Source organism: uncultured Caulobacter sp. (genome assembly GCF_937900395.1).
Classification (GTDB): Bacteria; Pseudomonadota; Alphaproteobacteria; order Caulobacterales; family Caulobacteraceae; genus Caulobacter.
Window position 1 is genome coordinate 1 of the sequence record NZ_CALCDX010000016.1, and the last position, 22,992, is coordinate 22,992.

Sequence of the window (22,992 nt, forward strand, 5' to 3'; positions counted from 1 at the left end):
GCACGGCGCTAAGTTGGGGCGACAGGGCCAACACCGGCTGCAGCGGGCGCTCGCGCGCCAGACGGCGCGCCGTGGCGCCGGTGGTCGTGAAGGCGACCAAACACTTGGTCGAACCCGCCTTGGCCGCGCCGGCGGCGGCGACGACCAGCACGTCGGCGTCCACATCGTCGTGGCTCTGTTCGGCGTACATGAGCTCCGGCCACTTTGGGTCGCGCTCAACCCGCTCGATGATACGGTTCATCATCGAAACGGCTTCCTCCGGATAGTCGCCGGCGGCGGACTCGGCCGACAGCATCACCGCGTCCGCGCCTTCATAGACGGCGTTGGCGACGTCGGAGGCTTCGGCGCGGGTCGGGGTCGGCGAGCTGGTCATCGACTCCAGCATCTGGGTGGCGACGATGACCGGAATGCCACGCTCACGCGCCGCGCGCAGGATTTCCTTCTGCGCCACCGGCACCTCTTCGGGCGCCATCTCGACGCCGAGGTCGCCGCGCGCGACCATGACGCCGTCGCAGAGGTCGAGGATCGGGCCCAGCACCTTCAGCGCCTGGGGCTTTTCGATCTTGGCCAGCACGGCGGCGCGGCCTTCGACGATGCGGCGCAGCTCGGCCATGTCTTCCGGCGCCTGCACGAACGACAGGGCGATCCAGTCGACGCCGAGACGCAGGGCGAAGGCCAGGTCCTCGCGGTCCTTGGCCGTCAGCGGCGACATCGGGATCACGACGTCCGGCACCGCCACGCCCTTGCGCTCGGACAGCTTGCCGCCGTTGACGACCTTGGTGTTGGCGTAGCCGGGGCCGGCCTCGGTCACCGTCATCCGCAGCTTGCCGTCGTCCAGCAGCAGGGTCGCGCCCGGCCGCATGGCGGTCAGGATCTCCGGATGCGGCAGGTGAACACGCGTTTCGTCGCCCGGCGTCGGATCGCTGTCGAAGCGGAAGGCCTGGCCGGGCTTCAGCATGACCGGACCGTCGGCGAACTTGCCGACGCGCAGCTTGGGCCCCTGCAGGTCGGCCAGGATGCCCAGCGGCCGCCCGACGACCTTCTCCGCCTCGCGGATGGCCTTGTAGACCGCCGCGTGCGTCTCGTGGGCGCCGTGGCTGAAGTTGAGGCGGAAGACGTCCGCCCCGGCCTTGGCCAGGGTGACGATCATCTCGGGCGAGCTGGAGGCTGGACCGATCGTGGCGACGATGCGGGAGCGACGGGCGCGGATCATGCCGTCGCTCCTTGGCCGAAGTTTAGTTCGTGGGACAGACCGCGTCGCCCTCGTTCGAGGCCAACCGGATCTCGGTAAAGGTCATGGATAGGCGACCGGACGTCATCAGCGCGAACGGCGCGGTCACCCGCGTCATGTCCACGCCCTTGGCCTTGAAACAGGAAAGTTTGATCTTGGCCGTACGCCATTCGCCGAGTTTCGCACCTGAGAACGTTGACGTAACGTCTACCGTCGCCCCACAGGATTCGCCACAGGCGATGGCCATGGAAACCGGTTTCTCTGGGGACGCATCCACGCGGTAGCGGAGCATGACGGCCATGTCGCCGGTGGTCTGGCGCGACAGGTCGACGGGACGTCCGGAGATCGCCAGCAGCCCCTGCCCCTCCCCGGTCCACACCGCCTGGCGGGCGTTTTCCTGGGCGCCGGCGTCGATGGTCTTGGTCGCCACCGCGCCCGAGGTGGTTAGCGTCCAGGGCGACGGCGAGCGACCGGCGATGAAGTAGCGGTCCACGTTCACGGCGGCCGCCGACGTCACGCCGGACTCTTCCGACAGCACGGCCACCTTGCCTGGCTTGGCGTAGCTGAGGCCATAGCCGTAGGCGAAAAGCGGGTCATAGCCCTTGTCGCCGACATTGAGCGGCTCCTGGTCAGCGCGCTTGGGCCAAGAGTAGGACAGCTTGCCCGTGAAGTCGAAGCGCGGCTTGCCGGCCGCATCACCGATCAGCACGTCGGCCACGCCGCCGCCTTCCGAGCCGGGCAGCCAGGCCGCCACGAAGGCGTCCGAGGCGTTGATCTCGGGATTGGTCCACAACGGGCGACCGCTCAGGAACACCGAGACGACCGGAATGCCCTGGGCCTTCAGCTTCTTCAGCAGCGCCAGGTCGGTCTTGTCGCCGGGCTGGTACTCGGCCGTGGCGATGTCGCCCTGGAACTCGGCGTAAGGGTTCTCGCCGAACACGACGATCGCGACGTCGGGCTTTTGCTTGTAGTCGCCGGAGACCGACAGCTCGGCGCTGCCGCCGCCGGCCTTCACCGCTTCGGCGATGCCGCCAAAGATCGACTGGCCGTTCGGGAAGTCGCTGTTCTTGTTGCCCGTGCCCTGCCAGGTCAGGGTCCAGCCGCCGGCCGCCTTGCCGATATCGTCGGCGCCGTCGCCGGCCACCAGGACGCGCGCCGAGCTCTTCAGCGGCAGCACGCCTTCGTTCTTCAGCAGGACTAGCGACTTGCGGACTGCTTCACGGGCGATCGCGCGGTGCTCGGGCGCGCCCAGCAGCTCCAGCTTGCCCTCCAGCGGGCGCTTGTTCTCGAACAGCCCCGCCTTGACCTTGACGCGCAGGATGCGGCGCACGGCGTCGTCGATCCGCGCCATCGGGATCTGGCCGGCCTTCACCTGGGCCAGGGTGTTGTCATAGAGGCCCTTCCAGCTGTCGGGGGCCATGATCATGTCCATGCCGGCGTTGTACGCCTGGGCGCAGCTGGTGTTGGTGCAGCCCTCGACCTGGCCGTGGGCGTTCCAGTCGCCGACGACGAAGCCTTCGAAGCCCATCCGCCCTTTCAGCACGTCGGTCAGCAAGCTCTTGTTGCCAGTGTGCTTGACGCCATTCCAGCTGGAGAACGAGACCATCACCGACAGGATGCCGGCGTCGATCGCGGGCGGATAGCCGGCGTTGTGCAGGCGGATCAGCTCGGTCTCGGGTAGCTTGGCGTCGCCCTGGTCCTTGCCGCCGTCGGTGCCGCCGTCGCCCAGGAAGTGCTTGGCCGAGCCGGCGATGTGGCCCGTCGCCAGCGGCTTACCAGCGACCAACGCGCCTTGCAGGCCCAGGGTCATCGGACCGGCATAGGTCTTCACGACCTCCGGATCCTCGGCATAGCCCTCGTAGGTGCGGCCCCAGCGCACGTCGCGCGGCACGGCCACCGTCGGGCCAAAGGTCCAGTCGGCCCCGGTCGCGGCCATCTCCTGCGCCGTCGCCTCGCCGATGCGGCGGATCAGGTCGGGATCGCGCGCCGCCCCCAGGCCGATGTTGTGCGGGAAGATCGTCGCGCCGACGACGTTGTTGTGGCCGTGGACGGCGTCCACGCCGAAAATGATCGGGATTTCCTGGTGGCCGCCGCGATTGTCCAGCGCCGCGGCGCGGAAGGCGTTAATCCACTCGATCCAGCGCTGGGCCGAGGCCCGGTCATTGCCGTCGGGAGCGCTGTTGCCGCCCACCAGCACCGAGCCCAGGCGGTACTTCTTGAGCTCCTCGGGCGTGATGGAGGCGCCGTCGGCCTGGATGGTCTGGGCGACCTTCTCCTCGACCGTCATCTGGCTCATGAGCTTGGTGATGAAAGCCTCGGTCTTGGCGTCGGTGATCGTCGCGGGGCTGGCGGCGTTGGGCCACAGCGCCGGATGGGTGGTCGCGGGACCCGCGGGCGTCTGGGCGAGAACGGCTCCCGAAACTCCACCGGCGATCGCCAAGGCCAGGACGGAAACATGGAGGGAGCGACGCAGAAACATAGGCGGTCCTCGAAGGGCCTCTAACAAGGCGACAGGCTGGAAAGAAAAGCGCTCGGCGCGGCGCTTGCGGAGGACCGCGCCGAGCGAAAGAAAGCGGCTAGAGGTACCGCTTGGAGGGGAGTGATCGTGCGCGCAGGACGGCGCGACGGGCTCTGGAGTGGCCAGGCGGTGTCATGACGTTTCCTCCTGACGCCGCCTTCTCCTGGGCGACCGTCTTGATCGCCGATGATCTCATGTCGAATGGACAGCGCTGTCAAGATCAATCTGCCTGAATGCTGGACGATGAGCCTAGTTGGGCGCCCTGCCCGTGGATTCCCGGACGACGAGCTCGAAATCCAGCAGTCGCGAGGGCGGCGGTTCGCCCTCTTCGCGCTGAACGCCGCTCATCAGCATGTCGGCGGCCGCGCCCGCCATGGCGGCGATCGGCTGGCGGACGGTGGTCAGCTGCGGCCAGGTGATCCGCGCGCCGGGCGTGTCGTCGAAGCCCGCGATCGACAGCTGGGCCGGCACGTCCAGCCGCATGCGGTTGGCCACCGCCATCACACCCAGGGCCATGTCGTCGTTCGAGGCGAAGATCGCGGTCGGGCGATCCTGGCCGCCCAGCAGGCGCTCGGCCGCCTCGAAGCCCGAGCGGAAAGAGAACCAGCCCTGCTCCACCCGATCCTGGCGCACGGCCAGGCCCGCGTCGCGCATGGCGTCGAGGAAGCCTTGATGCCGTCGATGCGACGCGCCGTGGTCCGGGTGGCCGATGATGAAGCCGATGTCGCGGTGACCCAGGCCGATCAGGTGGTTGGTCATCTCGTAGGCCGCCTTGCGGTCGTCCATGCTGACCCACGGCGCGCGCTCCACGTCGTCGCCCGGGGCGATGCGGACATAGGCGACGCCCTCGCGCTCCAGCGCGGCGAGCACCACGGGGTGGTCGCTGAGCGGCGGCGTCAGGATCACCCCGTCCATTCGCAAGGTCGCAAGCATCGGCGCGACCTGCTCTTCGACATCGCCCGTGGAGTCGATCGGCTCGACGATCAGGTGGTAGCCTTCCTTGCGGCACTGCGCGATCGCCCCCAGCTGCACGTCGGTGACGTAGCCGGGGCTGGGGTTGTCGAAGAACACGCCGATCAGATAAGCCTTCGCGCCCGCCAGACTCCGCGCCGAGATATTGGGACGGTAGTTCAACGCGGCCACCGCCGCCTGCACCCGATCACGGGTGTCAGCCTTGACGTTGGGCTCGCGATTGAGGACGCGCGAGACGGTCTTGATGGAGACGCCGCTCTCGCGGGCCACGTCGTGGATCGTGATCTTGGCGCTCAATTCCGTCCCCGCCTTCCCCGATTCGTTCGGTTTGGCGCGTACTTAGCCATGACAAGGCTGTCATGGCGAGCCCCAAGCAAAGGGCTCTCCCGCCACCCAAGATTGGAACAGGTATCGCGCGAGATTTGCGAACCGGCGATGCATCAAACAAAATAGATAGAGGTCACGGACGGGAGAGCGAATTTTGGACGATCAAGAGCCTCTATCGTCAATCCCTGAAAGAACGCTCCTTGATACATGCGTTCTCAATCGCCTTTATGACGAAGGCGGTTATATATTCGATGACGAGGAGCCTTGTGACAACAATCCCAATAGCTTAGCAGATTTGGAAGCCCTCCGCGCTATCTTCCTAGTTAACGAGAGGGCTCACTTTCAATTCCTTATCTCGCCGCTTTCCATAGCGGAGATAGCCAATATCCAAGACTTTCGAGCGCGCGGAGGCCTACTATCATGGGTTCTGGATGTACTTGATAGATGGCTCATCATGCTTGATGAAACCGGCGACAGGATTTCAGCCGGTGGATCGGTACGAACCCGCTTCAAACTGACGATTGAGCTTCAGAAACTGGAGACGGCACTTCTAGAAATCCCCGATTTCGCGCGAGACCCATTCGATCGCCTCCTTTTAATTCAGTACAAAATGGGTGACTGCGATGCATTTCTCACGTCTGATCTAAATACGATCTGGAAACACCGGGAACGTCTGCGAGACTTAGGCATCAATGTGATCAGACCAGCCGAGTTCTGGCAGACATTGAAGCCTTGGGCCGCGCTATGGCTTTAGCGGCCTGTTTGGACGACCTTTTAAGAGACCGCCGCCCTGCCCTCCGGCGTCAGCGCCACCGCCGCGCCGATCAGCGCCGTGTGCGGATGCAGGATCACGTGGGTCGGGATCGCCTGGGTGAATCCCGACAGGCGCCCCTTGGCCTCGAAGCGCTCGCGGAACGGGCTTTTCTCGAGGATGTCGATGATGCGCGGGGCGATGCCGCCGGCGATGAAGACGCCGCCGCGCGCGCCCAGGGTCAGGGCGATGTCGCCCGCCGTCGAGCCCAGCACCGCGCAGAACCGGTTCACGGTCGCCAGGCTGTCGGCGCAGCCCTCAACCGCGCGCTCGGTGATCTGCTTGGCGGTCAGGCTGTCGACCTTGCGCCCCTCGGCCTGGCCGAGAGCCACGTGCAGGTCCTCCATGCCGGGCCCCGACAGGATGCGCTCGACGGAGACGCGGCCGCCGTTCAACTGCTGGGTCAGGAGACGCAGCACCTCGATCTCGACCTCGTCGACCGGGGCGAAGGCGACGTGACCGCCTTCGGTGGCCAGCGGGATCTCGTGGCCGTGGCGACGGACAAGGCCCGCGACGCCGAAGCCCGTGCCCGGGCCGAGAATGGCGAGGTCGCCCTCCCCCGATGTCGGCAGCGCGCCAACCTGACGAAGGTCCTTGGGGGCCAGGCGCGGCGCGGCCAGGGCCTGGGCGGTGAAGTCGTTGATCAGCTTGGCGTTCCGGAAGCCGCCAGCGCGGCGCAGGCCGTCCTCCGAGATCGTCCAGTCGAGGTTGGTCATGTGGACCTGACCATGGTCGATCGGACCCGCCACGGCCACCACCGCCTGGTCCGCGTGCTTGGCGCCGACCTTGTGCAGATAGGCCTCAATGGCGTCCTCGGCCGTGCCGTAGTCCTCGCCCTTGAAGGCGGTCGGCTCGATCAGGCGCGGGTCCTGACCATCGAACTCGACCAGGGCGAAGCGGGCGTTCGTGCCGCCGATGTCGCCGACGAGGCCGAGACCCCCGCTGTGATTGCCGTCCATGACCTGGTGTTTCCTTACCCGAAGACGGAGGCGCCGGCGTCGGCGGCGCCGACCCCTGCTCGCATCCATCCGAACAGTTCCCTGCCAAAGCCCGGCTTGGACGCCGGGACGTTCGCTGGCGCGCGGGCGAACAGGGTCGCCTCGTCCACCAGGATCTTGAGTTCGCCGGTTTCGGCGTTGACGCTGATCACGTCGCCATCCTGGACATAGGCCAGAGGCCCGCCCTTGGCGGCTTCCGGCGTCACGTGGATGGCGGCCGGCGTCTTGCCCGAGGCGCCGGACATCCGGCCGTCGGTGACCAGGGCGACCTTGTAGCCGCGATCCAGCAGCACCGAGATCGACGGCGACAGGTTGTGCAGCTCCGGCATGCCGTTAGCCGACGGCCCCTGAAAGCGGACCACCACCACGACGTCGCGGTCCAGCTCGCCGCGCTTGAAGGCGGCGATGAAGTCTTCCTGCTCCTGGAACACGGCCGCGGGCGCGACGATCACGTGATGCTCGGGCTTCACGGCCGAGATCTTCATCACGCCGCGGCCCAGGTTGCCGGCCATCAGGCGCAGTCCGCCTTCCTTGCTGAACGGATCCGAAACCGGGCGCACGATGGCCGGGTCCAGGGTCTCGGCCGCGCCGTCGCGCCACTTCAGCTCGCCGCCCTCCAGGAAAGGCTCCTGGGCGTAGCGCGACAGGCCGGGGCCAGCGATGGTCTGAACGTCCTCGTGAACGAGGCCGGCCTTCAGCAGCTCGCGGATCACGAAGGCCATGCCGCCAGCCGCCTGGAAGTGATTCACGTCGGCCGAGCCGTTCGGATAGACGCGGGCCAGCAGCGGCGTGGCTCGCGAGATGTCGTCCAGGTCCTCCAGCGTCAGCACGATCCCGGCCGCGTGCGCCATGGCGATCAGGTGCAAAGCCAGGTTGGTCGAGCCGCCGGTGGCCATCAGCCCGACCACGCCGTTGACGATCGACTTCTCGTCGATCATCCGGCCGACCGGGATGTACTCGTTGCCCTTGGCGGTGACGGCGGCGGCGCGGCGCGCGGCTTCCTTGACCAGGGCCTCGCGCAGCGGGGTGTTCGGGTGGACGAAGGCCGAGCCGGGCAGATGGAAGCCCATCAGCTCCATCAGCATCTGGTTGGTGTTAGCCGTGCCGTAGAAGGTGCAGGTGCCAGGGCCGTGATAGCTGGCCTGTTCGGCCTCCAGCAGCTCGGCGCGGCCGACCTTGCCCTCGGCATAGAGCGCGCGGATGCGGGCCTTCTCCGAGTTGGGTAGGCCCGAGGTCATCGGACCGGCGGGCACGAACAGCGCCGGCAGGTGGCTGAAGGTCAGGGCGCCGATGACGAGGCCCGGCACGATCTTATCGCAGACGCCCAGATAGAGCGCCGCGTCGAAGGCGTCGTGGGTCAGGGCCACGGCCGTGGCCATGGCGATCACCTCGCGCGAGAACAAGGAGAGCTCCATGCCCGGACGGCCCTGGGTGACGCCGTCGCACATCGCGGGCACGCCGCCGGCGAACTGGGCGGTCGCGCCAACTTCGCGCGCGGCGTCCTTGATCAGCGCCGGATAGGCCTCCAGCGGCTGGTGGGCCGAGAGCATGTCGTTATAGGCCGAGACGATGCCGAGGTTTGGGGCGTTCGGATCCAGCGCGCGGACCTTGTCGACGCCCGGCGAGGCGGCGAAGGCGTGGGCCCAGTTGGCGCAGGACAGCTTGGCGCGGCCCGGCTGGCTGTCGATCGTGCGCTGCATGTTCGCGAGGTACGCCGCGCGGCTATCCTTGCTGCGCGCCACGATGCGGGCGGTGACGTCTGCGATGACGGGGTTGAGGCTCATGGCGTTACTCCGCCCAAAGGATGCGGACCTTGGCGCGGTCCTGCTTGAGGATGGCGGCGACTGGCAGAGCCGGGTCGACGTCGCCTTCCAACAACGCCTTCTTGGCCGCTCCGGTGACCAACAGCACGATCAAATCAGTGCGAGTCAGGGCTGCGAAGGTCAGGCTGAGACGAGGAATGTCGGGCGCGGGATCGCTGGGCGGCACGTCCAGGACCAGGCGATCAGAGCGCGGGTCCAGGCCCTGAGCCAGAACCGGATTGCCCGGAAACAGCGAGGCGAAGTGGCCGTCGGGGCCGACGCCTAGCAGCACCGCGCCGAACGGCGTGGCGGCCTCGACCCCGGCCTCGGCGGCGCGGGCGCTGTCGGCGTGGCTCAGGCCCTCGACATAGAGCGGCGCGAAGCCGGCCTTGGCGGCCTCGCCCTTCAGCAGATGACGGCGCACCAAGCCTTCGTTGCTGCTGGGGTCGCTCGGCGGGACGAAACGCTCGTCGGTCAGGGTGACGGTGATCTTGTCCCAGGGCGCGGTCAGCGTCGCCAGGCGGTCATAGACCGGCGCCGGCGTCGTGCCGCCGGTCGCGGCGAAGCCGGTCCGCCCCGAGGCGGCGACCGCATTGGTCAGGGCGTCGACCAGGATCGACGCCGTGGCGTCATAAAGGGCTTCGCGCGAACCGAAGGCTTCCAGTTTCGGCATCCCTTACGCCTTCCAGGACCGGCCGCCGGGCGAGATCAGCGCGTTGGCCGTCTGCGGTCCCCAGGTGCCGGCCGCATAGGGGGCGGGATCGATGCCCGCTTCGGCCCAGGCGGCGGCGACGCCGTCGATGAAGCGCCAGGCTTGCTCGACCTCGTCGCGGCGGACAAACAGCGTGCGATCGCCGCGGAAGACATCCAGGAACAGCTTCTCGTAGGCGATGCGGCGGCGACCGCCCGTCTGGCTGAACGACAGCGACAGCGGCAACGACTGCAGGCGCATGCCTTCTTCCGACAGTCCGGGCCGCTTGTTCATGATCGTCAGCGAAATGTCCTCATCCGGCTGCAGGTCGATGACCAGGCGGTTGGCGCACAGTTCGCCGTCGGTGGCGGGACCGAAGATGTTGTGCGGCACCGCCTTGAACTGGACGACGATCTGAGTGCGGCGGTCGGGAAGGTTCTTGCCGGTGCGCAGGAAGAACGGCACGCCGTCCCAGCGCCAATTCTCAATCGCCACCTTCATGGCCACGAAGGTTTCGGTCTTGGTCGGTTTGCCGACTTCCTCGACGTAGCTGGGGCGCGCGCTGCCTTCGACCACGCCGGCGACATACTGGCCGCGGACCGTATCGTGCGCCACGCTCTCCTTGGTGAAGGGGCGCAGGCACCGCAGCACCTTGACCTTCTCGTCGCGAACGGCGTCCGGATCGAAACCCGAAGGCGCCTCCATGGCGACCAGGCACAAGAGCTGCAGCATGTGGTTCTGCACCATGTCCCGCAGCGCGCCGTACTCATCGTAATAGGGCCACCGGTCGCCGACCTTCTCGGTCTCGGCGATGGTGATCTGCACGTGATCGATGGCGTTACGGTCCCACAGCGGCTCGAACAGCACGTTGGCAAAGCGCAGGGCCGCGAGGTTCTGGACCGTCTCCTTGCCCAGATAGTGATCGATCCGGAAGACCTGACTCTCGTCCACCACGGACGCGACGGCGGCGTTGGTGCGCTTGGAGCTCTCCAGGTCGTGACCCAGCGGTTTTTCCAGAATCAGACGGGTCCTCGGGCCCGTCAGTCCCGCCGCCTGCAGCGCCTGACAGGCCGGGCCGTAAATGCTGGGCGAGAGCGAGAAGAAAATGACGAGGTCGCCGTGCGCGCCGATGCGCTCGGCCAATTTCTTGGTGTCGTCCTCGCTGGTGATGTCGGCGGGCACGTAGTCGAGGCGGGCCGCGAGGCGATTCCAGGCCGCCTCCTCCACCGTCGCGCGCTTGCCCAGCTGTTCGCGGACAAGGGCCCTGTAGCTGGCCGCGTCATGGTCGTGACGCGCGACGCCGATGATCCGCATATCGTGCGGCAGCAGCCGATCGACTTCGAGGAAGTACAGCGAAGGCAGCAGCATTCGCAGGGCCAGATCGCCCGCGCCGCCCAGCAGCACAAGGACTTCGCGGCCAGTCTCGCCGTCGTTCTTCTTGGTCACCAATGTCTTCCACCCTATGACAACGTTGTCATGACATGCCTGCGGCAGAATGGCAAGCGCGAGCGTGAGCGCCGAGCTGGAGGAACGCTCCAACGCGAACCGAACCGTTCGACGGGACGCCGAACAAGCGGGCCTTACCTAGGGCAAACCCAGCGTCGCCGCCATAAGACCAATGGAGTTTCGACGGAGGTTTATTCACCCATTCGGGCGAAAAATGGAACGCCGTGCCTTGCAAGGTCACGATACGGTCACGCCAGGGAACGGCTATGCCTTGCGGACAGCAAGAGGGCGTCAGCCGCCCGCGCGGGCCGCGGCGCCGGCCGGTTGACCGGTGCGGAACTTGTCCTTCATCCGGGCGACCCAGCCGCTGAACGCCTCGTTGTCGGCGCTGACCTTGCCGAAATCGGACGGCGAGACCGCCTCCGAGCCCAGGCCCTGGAGCGCGACGCGCAGGCCGTCGGGATTGCCGGCGTTGTCGACGAAGCGCGTCCAGCGCTGGCGCAGCCGGGCCAGGGACGCATCGTCGTCGGCCAGGCTGTAGGCCACCGACGCGCGCAGCAGACGGGCCTCCTCGGCCGCGGACAGCGCGCCCTGCCCCTTCCAGCGATCGCCGAGCATCCTTTCGTACATCGCTCCGGCGGTCGGCCAAGCGCGCTGCTTCCAGGCGATGTCGGCGCGGATTTCCTGGCCGTCCTTGGTGTTGTCGCGCTCCACCAGTTCCAGGGCGGCGTCGTAGCGACCCAGGCCGATCAGCGCGCGCGCCGTGGCCAGGCGGCGCTCGGCGTTCAAGGCCGGCGGCAGGATGGTCGTGCGGGTGGCGTTGATGGCGTTCAGCGCGTCCTCGGGACGCTTGTTCATCAGATAGATCCAGGCCAGGTCGGTCGCGACCTGGGCCTTGGGCACGCCGTTCAGGCGGTTGTCGACCTGATACTTCAAGAGCTTGGCGGCGTCGTCCAGCAGGTCGACGTCCACCAGGCGGCGCACCAGGTTGCGCACCATCTGGTCGCCGTCGGCGCCGATCGGCGTCAGCTCCTGGAAGTCGTAGAACAGGCCCACCGCCTGGATCGGCTGCATGCCGTCGGCCAGGCCGTCGAGGAACAGCGCCCGGAAGGTGCTGGAGATCTCGTTCTGCAGGGCCAGGGCTTCGGGACGATCCGAACCGCCACGGCCCGCCGAGCGCATCACCTCCAGCGCCTCGCGATAACGGCCCTGGTCGATATAGAGCTTCCCGAGGGCGCGGATGACGTCCATCTCGACGCCATCGCCGCGCCAGCGGTAGCGCAGCTGGTTCAGGGTGTCGGCCGCCTTGGCCGCGTTGATCTCGCGCTTCTCGTACTGCAGCTGGGTGGCGTGCAGCAGGGCCGGCGCGGCCAGATTGTCGTAGGGCGCCTTGGCGATGGCCTGGAACATCTTCCTGGCGCGGACCTTCTCGCCCTTGGCCTCGAAGATGCGGGCCTGGACCAGGCGAATGGCCAGTTGATCCCTCACGGGGATCTTCGGCTGGTCCAGCGCCTTGGCGATGGACTGCAAGGCGCCCGTCAGGTCGCCGACGCCCAGCGCAGCCTCGGCCTGGGCGCTCAGGAACCGCGCCTTCCAGATCGGCGGAAAGAGATCCAGCGCCCGGCCGCCATTCGAGAACTTGGTCCGCGCGTCCAGCCATTGGCCGTTCTTGGTCGCGATATACCCCCGCCAGAGCGCGCTGGACGGCTCGTCCGCCAGGACCGGCGAGGAGAAATCGGCGTCGGCCTCCGCATAGCGACCGGCCAGCACCCGGGCCACGCCGCGAAGGCCTCGAAACTCCGGATTGGCCATCATCGTCTGGTGCTGGCGAGCGCCGGCGTTCAGCACGCCGATCGCCTCGAACGACATCTGAGAGCCCACCAGGAAGCGCGCCAGGGCTAGGCGCGCGGCGACGTCGGCGTTCTCGTCCGGCGCGGCGCTGACGGCGTTCTGCAGGGCGTTGTAGCGCGCCAGGAAGCCGCCGGATCCGAGCTTCGGCCAGGCGTCCAGATCGATCAGGGCCGGCATCGACAGCGGCTGGGGCGCGCCCGCGACGGCCTCTTCCGGCGGCGCGGCGGCCGAGGCCGGCGACAGCGCCAAGCCCTTGGGTCGACCGATGCGAACCTCGTCGGCGCTGGCCTGAACCATCATGTCCGAGGCGTAGGCTTCCGCCGCCAGGCCTTGCGCCGACTGCAGCAGGGCGAACTCGACATAGTCGCGACGCGACGACAGCCCTTTGGCCGGCGGCAGGGCCGGGGCGACAATGATCTTGTCGCCGACGGCCGGGTCGTCGACCCAGATGGCGCGGGTGACGCCCGCCACGGCCGCCGACAGCGCCGCGGACGGCGCGGCCTCGTCGCGATTGATCTGGATGACGTCGGGGCTCTGCTGCGGGCCGGGACCAAAGCTGACCCGCCAGGTCGGACCCGAGCCCACCGCCACATAGGGCTCGCCCACCGGCGCCACGATGCGCAGGGCCGAATAGTCGGCGCCCCTCAGCGCCTGGATGCGCGCATAGCGAGGCGTGTTGGCCGGCAGCCTGGAGATGTCGATCCGCGCGGGCGTGTCGAAGACGATCCAGACCGCCTCCCCGCGCCGGAACACGGCGGCGCCGGCGGGCGCGGCCCAGGTGAACGACAGGGTGACCTGGCCGTCGGCGCGCTCGATGTCCGCGCGCACCACGCCGTCGCGCGGCATCGGGTTCGGACGGCCAACCGGCGGCGCCGGCGCGGCGGCCGGCGTCGCCTGGGCGGCGGCGAGCGCCCCGTCCTTGGCGAAGATGTTGACGAAGTTGACGCCGTCAGCCGATCCGACTTTGAAGTCCGCCTCGGCGGCCAAGGTCAGCACCAGTTCCAGCGAACCACCCACATGGCGGGCGTCGGCGGCCTTCACCCAGCGCGGCGGCGCGATCCTGAGCGTGGAGAGGTCGGGATTGGCGTCGCGGCTGAACCGCAGGATCAGCTTGTCGCCCTCGCGGCGCGCGGCCATGCGGGCCGCGCCGCTCCAGTGAAACTCGACCCGGGAGAAGTCCGCCGCCTGCGCGACACGCACGTCCAGCGCCGACCGCGCCGCGACGGGCGGCGGCGCGGCGTAGCCGGACGGCGCCAGCACGCCCGCGATGCACGCGGCCGCAACGCTGGATCGCAGGAGACGGCGAAGGGTCATGAGCCTCCCTTAACCGGCCTTTTTGGGCGCGCCGGCCAGCGGCGCGCCAGCGGCCTGCTGGCCTGGCGCCGCGGCCTGGGCGCCGTTGTCGGCGACGGCGGCCTTGCCCTTCTCGACCACGGGATTGGCCAGGCGCGCGGCCAGGCGTTCGGTCAGGACCTTGGCGTCGGCCGGAGCCATGTTGGCCAGGATCATCGCCAGGGTGCGTTCCTTCATCTTGGCGGCGATCGGCAGACGGACCTCGTCGGACAGCAGGGTCATGCGGGCGGCGGCGTCCTTGGGCTTCATGCCCTGATAGACGGTGACCAGGCGATCGACCTCGGCCTGCTTCTGGGAGTCGACCTGGCCCAGCAGGCCTTGGATCTCGCCCTTGAGGCCAGTCAGGGCCTTCATCTTGGCGTCCAGCTTGGCCTCGGCGGCGGCCAGCAGCTGCAGCTGCACGTCGATGTCCTGCTCGCGCTGGTCCAGCTGGCCGCGACGGGCGCCCAGGCTCTGCAGGACGCGCAGTTCGGCGGGCGAGAGACCAGCCTCCTTGGCCAGAGCGTCGGCCGAGGGGGCGCAGGCGCGCGGCAGGGTCTGCGGGGCCTTGGCGGCGGCCGGCTGGCCCGCGCCTTCGGCCGAGGGCGCGCCCTCGCCTTCGCCGGCCTTGCCTTCGGGCTTGGCCACGCCTTCAGCGAAGGCCTTGGCGCCGCTCAGCATGTCCGGCAGCGACTTGGCGCCGGCCAGGGCGTTGATGGCCAGCACGCCGCCGACGGCGACGCCGACCAAGGGCAGGATGCGCGGAACGTTCTTCATCGGCGGGCTCTGGATTGGGGTCCGGGACGCGGGGGTTCGCCCGGTCCGTCGAAGAGATCATCATCGACCCGCGCCCGTGAACGCGGGGTTTCGGACAGCGCGCTCGGCGCACTGAGCGTCGGGCGAGCGCTGGGCGGAAGGCGATCCTCCCGCTCGAGCAGACGCTCGAAGTCCTCGGCCTTCAGACGGCGTTCGGAAGACGGGGCGGGCGGCTCCACGCGGCCACGGACCGGCGCGGCGGCGCGCTCGGGGCGAGCCGGCGGCGGGTTGCTGATCCGCTCGTCCAGCTGGGCGGCCAGGGCCTGGGCGCGCTCGATGCGGATCGCTAGGGTCTCGGCGGCCTCGTCGGTGGCGGCGCGCAGGTCGGCCAGGCCCTGCTCGGCGCGGGCGGCGGCCTGGTCGAGGTCCTTCACGGCCTTGGCGAAGCCCTCATGGCTGTCGCGCAGCGCCTTCAGCCGGCGCTCCAGGCGCCAGCCGAAAGCCAGCGCCACGATCAGCAGCACCGCCAGCAACCCGTTCATGGCGAAAGCGACGAGACTCATTTCAGCTTCTGCACGGCCTTCTTGGCGGCCGGAGTCAGCGGGGCCTCGGCGCGGATGGCGATCGCGTGGTTGCGACGCCCCATGCGGCCACGGGTCAGCGGGATGGCTCCAGCGCGAAGCTCGACGAGGCTGTCGGGCGTGGCGTTCAGCATCAGGGTGTCGCCGACCTGCATGTTCAGCACGCGCGACAGCGGCAGCTGCTGCTCGTCGAGCACGGCGCGGACCTCCATCTGGGTCGTCCAGAGCTCGGTGGCCAAGTGGCCTTCCCAGATGTTGTCGCGGCCGAACTTCTCACCCATGAACTGCTGCAGCAGCATCTTCCGGATGGGTTCCAGCGTGGCGTAGGGCAGCAAGAGCTCGATGCGGCCGCCGCGGTCTTCCATGTCGATCCGCAGCTTGACCAGGATCGCGGCGTTGGCGGGACGGGCGATCGCTGCGAAGCGCGGGTTGGTTTCCAGGCGGTCCAGCGAGAAGGCGACCGGATGCAGCGGCTCGAAGGCGCTCTTCAGGTCGTGCAGCACCACCTCGATCATCCGCTGCACCAGCACGCGTTCGATCGTGGTGTAGGGCCGGCCTTCGATCCGCATCGCCGCCGTGCCGCGACGGCCGCCCAGCAGCACGTCGACGATCGAGTAGATCAGGTTCGAGTCGACCGTCAGCAGGCCGTAGTTGTCCAATTCCTCGGCGCGGAACACCGCCAGGATCGCCGGCAGGGGGATCGAGTTCAGATAGTCGCCAAAGCGGATCGAGCTGATGTTGTCGAGGCTGACCTCGACGTTGTCGGAGGTGAAGTTCCGCAGGGACGTCGTCATCAACCGCACCAGGCGGTCGAAGACGATTTCCAGCATCGGTAGGCGTTCGTACGAGACGAGCGCCGAGTTGATGATCGCACGGATGCCCGTGCGGTCTTCCGAACCGTCGCCGGACAGATCGAAGCCCAGCAGGCTGTCGATTTCGTCCTGGTTCAGGATGCGTTCGGAGCCGCCCTCGCCGCCGCCGTCGTCCCAGCCGGCCATGCCGCCCGAGAAGTCGCCGAACTCGTTGACCCCGTCGCCGCCGGCGCCCTCCGCGCCCCACTGATCGTTCTCGTCCGCCATGATCGTTCGCCCCAACCAGCCCGAGAGCTTAGTTGATCAGCATCTCCTCGATGAGGACCGCGTTCACCTTGGCCGGCGCGGCGACCAGGTTAACCCGGCGCAGCAACTCGACGCGCAGTTGATAGGTGCCTTGGCTGCCGTTCAGGTCTTCGGGACGCAGTTCGCGCAGGAACGTCTGGAACATGTCCTGCAACCTGGGCAGATTCGGCGTCAAAGCCTCGGCCGTCTCTTCGTCCGGCAGCTCGAAAGTCAGTTTCAGCTTCAGGAAGGTCGACTTGCCGTCGGCCGTCTGCATGTTCACGACGATGTCCGGCAGGGTGTAGAACACCACGCCGTCCGGGCCTTCCTTGATCACGGGCGCCGGACCGGCGGCCGCGGCCGCGCCGCCCTCGCCTTCCTTCTTCTCGCCCTCTTTCTTTTCCTTCTTCTTTTCCTTCTTTTCAGCGCCATGCTCGCCCGCTTCGGCGGCCGGCTTGGGCTTCATGAGAAAGAAGGCCGCAGCGCCGCCGCCGCCCAGGACAAGGACGCCGGCCGCGATCGCGATGATGAGAATAGGCGGCTTCTTCTTGGCGGGGGCTTCGCCTTCGGTGCCCTCTTCACCTTCCGGAGCTTCCTGATCGTTCTGAGCCACGCGCGCGGTTCCTTGGAATCTATATGCCTTACTCATGCGCGGACATGGTTAACGATGTGTTTTGGAGGCCATTTGGTCGCAGGCTGAATCTGCCCGGCAGAGTCCGACCAACACCCCCTCGTTAACCCTCCTATTTGCTGTTTTTATTGAGCTTTTCGCTCTGGCACGAAGGTTGCTTCAGGAGGTGCGGCGCATTTGTCGCGCCAGTCGCCCGAGTTAACTCGCCATGGACAACGCGCTTTACGTCGGCCTTTCGCGCCAACTGACGCTTCGCCGCGAGCTGGACATCGTGGCCAACAACATCGCCAACGCCAACACCACGGGCTTCAAGGTCGAGGACCTGATGGTCCGCACCGAGCAGGCCAAGCCGGCCAAGACCCTGGACGGGTCGGCCCCGGTCAAGTTCGTGCTGGATTCGGGCGTCGCCCGCGACTTCACCCAGGGCCCGATGACCAAGACGGGCGGCGACTTCGACCTGGCGATCGAGGGCAAGGGCTTCTTCCGGGTTCAGACCGCCGGCGGCGACCGCTACACCCGCGACGGTCGATTCACGACCAACCCGACGGGTCAGCTGGTCACCCAAGGCGGCCACCCCGTGCTGGACGAGGGCGGCGGCCCCATCAACATCGACCCGACCTTGGGCCCGGTCAGCATTGGCAAGGACGGCATCATCAGCCAGGGCGCCGTCCGCGTCGGCCGGATCGCCATCGTTCGCCCCGACAACCTGGCCTCGATGGCCAAGGACGGGGACAACCTTTACCGCAACACCACCAACGCCGCCCTGCAGCCCGCGCCGGACGCCTCGGTCCACCAGGGCATGCTGGAAGCCTCCAACGTCCAATCGGTCGTGGAAATCACCAAGCTCATCCAAGTCCAGCGCGCCTACGAAAGCGTCAGCCGGATGATGGACACCAACTCAGACCTGTCGCGCACCGCCGTCGAGCGGCTGGGCAAAGTCAACTAAGGGACGCTAGCCGATGCAAGCTCTCCGCACCGCCGCTTCGGGCATGTCAGCGCAACAGCTGAACGTCGAAGTGATCTCGAACAACATCGCCAACATGAACACCGTTGGCTTCAAGCGCCAACGGGCCGAGTTCCAGGACCTGCTGTACCAGACGATCGAGCGCGCCGGCTCGCAATCGTCCAACGACGGCAATATCGTCCCCACCGGCGTTCAGGTCGGCGGCGGCGTCAAGGCCGGCTCGGTCTACCGCATCACCGAGCAGGGCACCCCGACCCTGACCGACAACCCGCTGGACGTCGCGATCCAAGGCAAGGGCTACCTGCAGATCCTGCTGCCCTCGGGCGAGACGGCCTATACCCGCGCCGGCAATTTCTCGACCAACGACCAGGGCCAGATCGTCACCGAGGACGGCTATACGGTCCAGCCCGGCATCACGGTCCCGCAGAACGCCATCGATGTCATCATCAGCAAGACCGGCACGGTGCAGGTGAAGCTGGACGGCGATCCGCAGCCGCAGACCATCGGCCAGCTACAGCTCGCCAACTTCATGAACGAAGGCGGTCTCGAGGCTATCGGCGACAACCTGTTCCTGGAGACCGCCGCCTCGGGCGCCGCCAACCTCGCGGCGCCGGGTCAGCCGGGCTTTGGCGTGCTGATGCAGCGCTACACCGAAGCCTCGAACGTGGACTCGGTCTCGGAAATCACCGCCCTGATCACCGCGCAGCGCGCCTACGAGATGAACTCGAAGGTCATCTCGACGGCCGATCAGATGCTGCAGACCACCTCGCAGATGAGGTCGTAAGCCGATGAAAGCGCTGCTGATCGCTGCTTCCGCCCTCGCCTTCGCCGCCCCGGCCTTCGCCGGGACGCCGGTGAGCCTGCGGATGGACACCACCGACGCGGATGGCCGAGTCACGCTGGGCGACCTGTTCGACGGCGTTTCCGGCGCCGCCGCCAACCTGGTCGTCGCGCCGCGCATGGGTCCGAGCGCCGTACTCGACGCCGGCCAGGTTCAAGTGTTCGCCCGCCGCGCCGGTTTCGACTGGGACAACCGGCAAGGCATCCGCCGGATCATCGTTCGCGAGGGCGCTGACAACAGCGGCTCGGCGCGGGCCGGTCTCGCCGGCCCGTCGCGCGGCAACGTGGAAGTTCTTGCCTATGCCCGCAGCCTGTCGGCCGGCGAAATCGTCCAGCCGGAAGACCTGGTGTGGACCAAGATGGCCGGGGCCCCGGCCGACGCGCCGCGCGACTCCGACGCCATCATCGGTCTGGCCGCCAAGCGCCCCCTGCGTGAAGGCGCCGCAGTTTCGGCGCGCGACGTGGCGGCGCCTCAGGTCATCAAGACCGGCGATCTGATCACCATCACCTATGAAGACAGCGGAATTTCCCTTTCGCTTCAAGGCAAGGCCATGGCCGCCGCCTCGACCGGGGATGTCCTCGCCGTCCAGAACACCGTCTCGAAGAAGATCATCCAAGCCGTCGCGACTGGCCCTGGGGCCGCCGCCGTCGGTCCGCGGGCCCAGACCTTGCAAGCCCGTTCGCAACCCGTCCGTTTCGCCGCTCGCTAAGAGGCTCTGACCCATGCGTCGCCCCGCTCTCATCGCCGCCACCCTGCTGCTGGCCCCGCTGGCCGCCTGCTCTACCGTCAAGGAAGCCGTGAAGGGTCCGGACCTGGCCCCGGTCGGCTACCCCGCCGCCCTGGCCCCGATCCAGCAACAATACGTCTCGGCCCGCGAACCGGCACCGCAGGCCGCCTCGGCCAACTCGCTGTGGCGGGTCGGCGCCCGCGCCTTCTTCAATGACCAGCGCGCCAGCCGCGTCGGCGACATCCTGACCGTGATGATCGACATCGACGACAGCGTCGACACCAAGAACCAGACCGCCAGCTCGCGCGCCGCCACCACCAAGGCCGGCGTCCCGCACCTGCTGGGCCTGGAGTCGAGCCTGGGCAAGGTCCTGCCGGGCGGCTTCGATCCGGCCAACGCGCTGGAAACGGGCTCGACCACGACCAATTCGGGCGCGGGCAGCATCAAGCGCTCCGAAAAGATCAGCCTGACCATCGCCGCCGTGGTCAGCCAGGTCCTGCCGAACGGCAACATGGTCATCCAGGGCACCCAGGAGGTCCGCACCAACGCCGAGCTGCGTCAGCTGACGGTGGCCGGCATCGTCCGTCCGGAAGACATCTCCTCGGCCAACACCATCCGTCACACCCAGATCGCCGAAGCCCGCATCAGCTACGGCGGCCGCGGCGACATCAGCCGCGTCCAGAAGACCCCGGCCGGCCAGGCGCTGGTCGAGCGCTTCTCGCCGTTCTAGGCGCGGCGGAGAGACCGACCTTTGCGGGCGCGGCGACCGAGCGGTCTCCGCGCCCGTTCTGCTTTCAGGAGCCATTCAGGTCCAAGCCGCGTTGATTGGGCGAGGAGGACCTTCCATGCCGTCCCGCGCCGTCCCGATGATCGCCCTGCTGCTGGCCGCCGGCCTGGCGGGCTGCGCGCACGAGAAGGTCGCTGCGAATGGCTATCGTTGGGCCTATCTCGCCGACTCCGGGGAGGACCCCCGCCTCGCCTACGGTCGCCCCGACAGCGATGACGTCGTGCTGATGATGCGTTGCCGGCCTGGCGCAGGCCAGATCGACATGTCCGCCGTCGGCCTGTCAGGCGGGGAACTAGTGCTGGCCTCGGGCCGCAGCGAGAGCCGCTTCGCCGCCGCCAGGATCGACGACGCCATGAGCGAAGGCCTGATGGAGGCGCGCGGCGACGTTGGGGCGCCCGCACTTCGGGGTTTCCGAAAGTCGGGCGATCTGATGTTGCTAAACCGAGGCGGACGCCACAGCCTGGCGGCTAATTCCGCTGATCGCGGTCAGGTGCGCGCCTTCTTCACGGCATGCGGGGTTTGAACTTAGCTTCCAATACAGGAGAAACCCGTCATCCCGCGACTTGTTCGCGGGACCCATTTGTCCGCCGCAGGTGAAGGGCGGACCTAAGCTCTCACGTGGAAGCTGAACCATGGGTCCCGCGCATAAAGCGCGGGATGACGGTGTTGGTGATCGAAATGTTGGGAAATGGGGGACTTAAGCCCGCCGCCCCGCGCCCGCCGCGCTGACATTGTCCATGCCCAGGGCCGACAGCGCGCCGCGCAGGATGCCCTCGGCGTCGAGACCGGCCTGGGCGTACATGGCGTCGGGCTTGTCCTGGTCCTGGAAGATGTCGGGCAGGCACAGGGTGCGGATCTTCAGGCCGCGATCCAGCGCGCCGTGCTGGGCCAGGGCCTGCAGCACGAAGGCGCCGAAGCCGCCCATGGAGCCTTCTTCCACCGTGACGATCGCCTCGTGCTCACGCGCCAGGCGCAGCAAGAGATCCAGGTCGAGCGGCTTGGCGAAGCGGGCGTCGCAGACGGTGGCCGACAGGCCGCGCGCGGCCAGCAGGTCGGCGGCCTTCAGGCTTTCCGACAGCCGCGTGCCGAATGAGACAATGGCGACGCTGGTCCCCTCGCGGACGATGCGGCCCTTGCCGATCTCCAGCGGTTCGGCGATCGCCGGCATGTCCAGACCCAGGCCCTCGCCGCGCGGATAGCGGAAGGCGCTGGGGCGGTCGTCGATCTCGGCGGCGGTGGCGACCATGCGGGCCAGTTCCACCTCGTCGGCGGCGGCCATCAGCACCATGCCGGGCAAAGCGCCCATGAAGCCGATGTCGAAGCTGCCGGCGTGGGTCGGGCCGTCGGCGCCGACCAGACCGGCGCGGTCCATGGCGAAGCGCACGGGCAGGCCCTGGATGGCCACGTCGTGGACGACCTGGTCGTAGCCGCGTTGCAGGAAGGTCGAATAGATCGCCGTGAACGGCTTCATGCCGTCGGCGGCCAGGCCCGCGGCGAAGGTCACGGCGTGCTGCTCGGCGATGCCGACGTCGAAGGTGCGGTCCGGGAAAGCCTTGCCGAACAGGTCCAGCCCCGTGCCGGACGGCATGGCGGCGGTGATGGCGACGATCTTGTCGTCCTTTTCCGCCTGCTTGATCAGCTCCTGAGCGAAGACCTTGGTGTAGCTGGGCGGGCCGCCGGCAGACTTCTGCTGCTTGCCGGTGACGACGTCGAACTTGACCACCGCGTGTAACTTGTCGTCCGCGCCCTCGGCCGGGGCGTAGCCCTTGCCCTTCTGGGTGACGCAGTGAACCAGCACCGGCTTGTCGGCGAAGGCCTTGGCGTTCTTCAGCACGCTGACCAGGGCGTCCATGTCGTGGCCGTCGATCGGGCCGACATAGTGGAAGCCCAGTTCTTCGAAGAAGGTGCCGCCGGTGACCATTCCCCGGGCATATTCTTCCGCCTTGCGAGCCGCCTCGCGCATCGGGCTGGGCAGCTTCTCGACCACCGTCTTGCCCAGCTTGCGCACCGAGCGGTAGGCGCCGCCCGAGACGAGGTTGGCCAGATAGGCGCTCATGCCGCCGACCGGCGGGGCGATCGACATGTCGTTGTCGTTGAGGATGACGATCAGGCGCTTGGTGGTGTCCGTCGCCGCGTTCATCGCCTCATAGGCCATGCCCGCGCCCAGCGAGCCGTCGCCGATCACGGCGATGACGCTGTTGTCCTCGCCTTTCGCGTCGCGCGCGGCGCAGAAGCCGAGCGCGGCCGAGATCGAGGTCGCCGCGTGGGCCGCGCCGAACGGGTCGTATTCGCTCTCGGCGCGCTTGGTGAAGCCCGACAGGCCCCCGCCCTGGCGCAGGGTGCGGATGCGGTCGCGCCGGCCGGTCAGGATCTTGTGCGGATAGGCCTGGTGGCCGACGTCCCAGATCAGGATGTCCTTGGGCGTCTCGAACACGTGGTGCAGGGCCACGGTCAGCTCGACCACGCCCAGGCCCGCGCCCAGGTGCCCGCCCGTCACCGACACCGCGTCGATCGTCTCGGCGCGCACCTCGGCCGCCAGCTGTTTCAGTTCGCCTACGGACAGGCCTCGCGTGTCAGCGGGCGAGGCGATGGTGTCGAGCAAGGGCGTTTTGGAAGACATGTTTGACAA

The 22,992-nt window shown here is 67.9% G+C and carries 19 protein-coding genes; 6 read left to right on the top strand and 13 right to left on the bottom strand.

Annotated features, from left to right (window positions below):
- The 3 genes from pyk to Q0379_RS01310 all read right to left on the bottom strand — a co-directional run.
- Window positions 1-1,213, bottom strand: a 1,213-nt coding sequence (gene pyk / locus Q0379_RS01300) for a pyruvate kinase (RefSeq protein WP_299003413.1), incomplete at its 3' end; no start/stop codon positions are given.
- Window positions 1,214-1,235: 22 nt separating this feature from the next.
- Entirely contained in the window at window positions 1,236-3,710 is a 2,475-nt protein-coding gene (locus Q0379_RS01305) for an exo 1,3/1,4-beta-D-glucan glucohydrolase (RefSeq protein ID WP_299003416.1), read from the bottom strand.
- Between the two features lie 288 nt (window positions 3,711-3,998).
- Window positions 3,999-5,018 carry a LacI family DNA-binding transcriptional regulator gene (locus Q0379_RS01310; protein ID WP_299003419.1) on the bottom strand — a complete coding sequence of 340 codons (1,020 nt, stop codon included), beginning with the start codon at window positions 5,016-5,018 and terminating at the stop codon, window positions 3,999-4,001.
- Window positions 5,019-5,202: 184 nt separating this feature from the next.
- Between Q0379_RS01310 and Q0379_RS01315 the strand changes: the two genes are divergently transcribed.
- Complete coding sequence (locus tag Q0379_RS01315; RefSeq protein ID WP_299003420.1) at window positions 5,203-5,802, top strand: hypothetical protein; 600 nt, start codon at window positions 5,203-5,205, stop codon at window positions 5,800-5,802.
- 20 nt (window positions 5,803-5,822) lie between these two features.
- Here Q0379_RS01315 and glk read toward each other — a convergent pair whose 3' ends face one another.
- The 9 genes from glk to fliL form a co-directional block, all read right to left on the bottom strand.
- Window positions 5,823-6,818 carry a glucokinase gene (glk, locus tag Q0379_RS01320; RefSeq protein ID WP_299003423.1) on the bottom strand — a complete coding sequence of 332 codons (996 nt, stop codon included), beginning with the start codon at window positions 6,816-6,818 and terminating at the stop codon, window positions 5,823-5,825.
- Window positions 6,819-6,832: 14 nt separating this feature from the next.
- Complete coding sequence (gene edd / locus Q0379_RS01325) at window positions 6,833-8,641, bottom strand: phosphogluconate dehydratase (protein WP_299003426.1); 1,809 nt, start codon at window positions 8,639-8,641, stop codon at window positions 6,833-6,835.
- Between the two features lie 4 nt (window positions 8,642-8,645).
- Window positions 8,646-9,332, bottom strand: a complete 687-nt coding sequence (gene pgl, locus Q0379_RS01330; RefSeq protein ID WP_299003447.1) for a 6-phosphogluconolactonase — start codon at window positions 9,330-9,332, stop codon at window positions 8,646-8,648.
- Between the two features lie 3 nt (window positions 9,333-9,335).
- Entirely contained in the window at window positions 9,336-10,796 is a 1,461-nt protein-coding gene (gene zwf / locus Q0379_RS01335) for a glucose-6-phosphate dehydrogenase (RefSeq protein WP_299003449.1), read from the bottom strand.
- A gap of 291 nt (window positions 10,797-11,087) precedes the next feature.
- Window positions 11,088-13,961 carry a tetratricopeptide repeat protein gene (locus Q0379_RS01340; RefSeq protein ID WP_299003452.1) on the bottom strand — a complete coding sequence of 958 codons (2,874 nt, stop codon included), beginning with the start codon at window positions 13,959-13,961 and terminating at the stop codon, window positions 11,088-11,090.
- Window positions 13,962-13,970: 9 nt separating this feature from the next.
- The gene (locus Q0379_RS01345; RefSeq protein ID WP_066683859.1) at window positions 13,971-14,756 is read right to left on the bottom strand and encodes a MotE family protein; all 786 of its coding nucleotides are present in this window, start codon (window positions 14,754-14,756) and stop codon (window positions 13,971-13,973) included.
- A complete protein-coding gene (locus Q0379_RS01350; RefSeq protein WP_299003458.1) occupies window positions 14,753-15,298 on the bottom strand; it encodes a DUF6468 domain-containing protein in 546 nt (181 codons plus the stop codon). The genes Q0379_RS01345 and Q0379_RS01350 overlap by 4 nt, the downstream gene beginning before the upstream one ends.
- Entirely contained in the window at window positions 15,295-16,395 is a 1,101-nt protein-coding gene (fliM, locus tag Q0379_RS01355) for a flagellar motor switch protein FliM (RefSeq protein WP_299003460.1), read from the bottom strand. The genes Q0379_RS01350 and fliM overlap by 4 nt, the downstream gene beginning before the upstream one ends.
- Before the next feature lie 28 nt (window positions 16,396-16,423).
- Window positions 16,424-17,026: a flagellar basal body-associated protein FliL gene (fliL, locus tag Q0379_RS01360; protein WP_299003462.1), complete on the bottom strand. Its 603-nt coding sequence runs from the start codon at window positions 17,024-17,026 to the stop codon at window positions 16,424-16,426.
- A 226-nt stretch (window positions 17,027-17,252) separates the two neighbouring features.
- Here fliL and flgF point away from each other — a divergent pair, with 226 nt between their 5' ends.
- The 5 genes from flgF to Q0379_RS01385 all read left to right on the top strand — a co-directional run bounded on the left by flgF (window position 17,253) and on the right by Q0379_RS01385 (window position 20,886).
- The gene (gene flgF, locus Q0379_RS01365) at window positions 17,253-17,990 is read left to right on the top strand and encodes a flagellar basal-body rod protein FlgF (protein ID WP_299003464.1); all 738 of its coding nucleotides are present in this window, start codon (window positions 17,253-17,255) and stop codon (window positions 17,988-17,990) included.
- Window positions 17,991-18,003: 13 nt separating this feature from the next.
- Entirely contained in the window at window positions 18,004-18,792 is a 789-nt protein-coding gene (flgG, locus tag Q0379_RS01370; protein ID WP_299003466.1) for a flagellar basal-body rod protein FlgG, read from the top strand.
- A 4-nt stretch (window positions 18,793-18,796) separates the two neighbouring features.
- Window positions 18,797-19,558 (top strand): flagellar basal body P-ring formation chaperone FlgA, encoded by a 762-nt coding sequence (gene flgA / locus Q0379_RS01375; protein ID WP_299003468.1) that lies wholly within the window; start codon window positions 18,797-18,799, stop codon window positions 19,556-19,558.
- A 13-nt stretch (window positions 19,559-19,571) separates the two neighbouring features.
- Entirely contained in the window at window positions 19,572-20,306 is a 735-nt protein-coding gene (flgH, locus tag Q0379_RS01380; protein ID WP_299003470.1) for a flagellar basal body L-ring protein FlgH, read from the top strand.
- A 115-nt stretch (window positions 20,307-20,421) separates the two neighbouring features.
- The gene (locus Q0379_RS01385; protein ID WP_299003472.1) at window positions 20,422-20,886 is read left to right on the top strand and encodes a hypothetical protein; all 465 of its coding nucleotides are present in this window, start codon (window positions 20,422-20,424) and stop codon (window positions 20,884-20,886) included.
- Between the two features lie 174 nt (window positions 20,887-21,060).
- Here Q0379_RS01385 and dxs read toward each other — a convergent pair whose 3' ends face one another.
- Window positions 21,061-22,983, bottom strand: a complete 1,923-nt coding sequence (gene dxs / locus Q0379_RS01390) for a 1-deoxy-D-xylulose-5-phosphate synthase (RefSeq protein WP_299003474.1) — start codon at window positions 22,981-22,983, stop codon at window positions 21,061-21,063.
- Window positions 22,984-22,992: the final 9 nt, after the last annotated feature.

Coding starts and splice junctions, on each gene's coding strand:
- Q0379_RS01305 (WP_299003416.1), bottom strand. CDS start 3,710: ATGTTTCTGCGTCGCTCCCTCCATGTTTCCGTCCTGGCCTTGGCGATC.
- glk (WP_299003423.1), bottom strand. CDS start 6,818: ATGGACGGCAATCACAGCGGGGGTCTCGGCCTCGTCGGCGACATCGGC.
- edd (WP_299003426.1), bottom strand. CDS start 8,641: ATGAGCCTCAACCCCGTCATCGCAGACGTCACCGCCCGCATCGTGGCG.
- pgl (WP_299003447.1), bottom strand. CDS start 9,332: ATGCCGAAACTGGAAGCCTTCGGTTCGCGCGAAGCCCTTTATGACGCC.
- Q0379_RS01340 (WP_299003452.1), bottom strand. CDS start 13,961: ATGACCCTTCGCCGTCTCCTGCGATCCAGCGTTGCGGCCGCGTGCATC.
- Q0379_RS01345 (WP_066683859.1), bottom strand. CDS start 14,756: ATGAAGAACGTTCCGCGCATCCTGCCCTTGGTCGGCGTCGCCGTCGGC.
- Q0379_RS01350 (WP_299003458.1), bottom strand. CDS start 15,298: ATGAGTCTCGTCGCTTTCGCCATGAACGGGTTGCTGGCGGTGCTGCTG.
- fliM (WP_299003460.1), bottom strand. CDS start 16,395: ATGGCGGACGAGAACGATCAGTGGGGCGCGGAGGGCGCCGGCGGCGAC.
- flgF (WP_299003464.1), top strand. CDS start 17,253: ATGGACAACGCGCTTTACGTCGGCCTTTCGCGCCAACTGACGCTTCGC.
- flgG (WP_299003466.1), top strand. CDS start 18,004: ATGCAAGCTCTCCGCACCGCCGCTTCGGGCATGTCAGCGCAACAGCTG.
- flgA (WP_299003468.1), top strand. CDS start 18,797: ATGAAAGCGCTGCTGATCGCTGCTTCCGCCCTCGCCTTCGCCGCCCCG.
- flgH (WP_299003470.1), top strand. CDS start 19,572: ATGCGTCGCCCCGCTCTCATCGCCGCCACCCTGCTGCTGGCCCCGCTG.
- Q0379_RS01385 (WP_299003472.1), top strand. CDS start 20,422: ATGCCGTCCCGCGCCGTCCCGATGATCGCCCTGCTGCTGGCCGCCGGC.
- dxs (WP_299003474.1), bottom strand. CDS start 22,983: ATGTCTTCCAAAACGCCCTTGCTCGACACCATCGCCTCGCCCGCTGAC.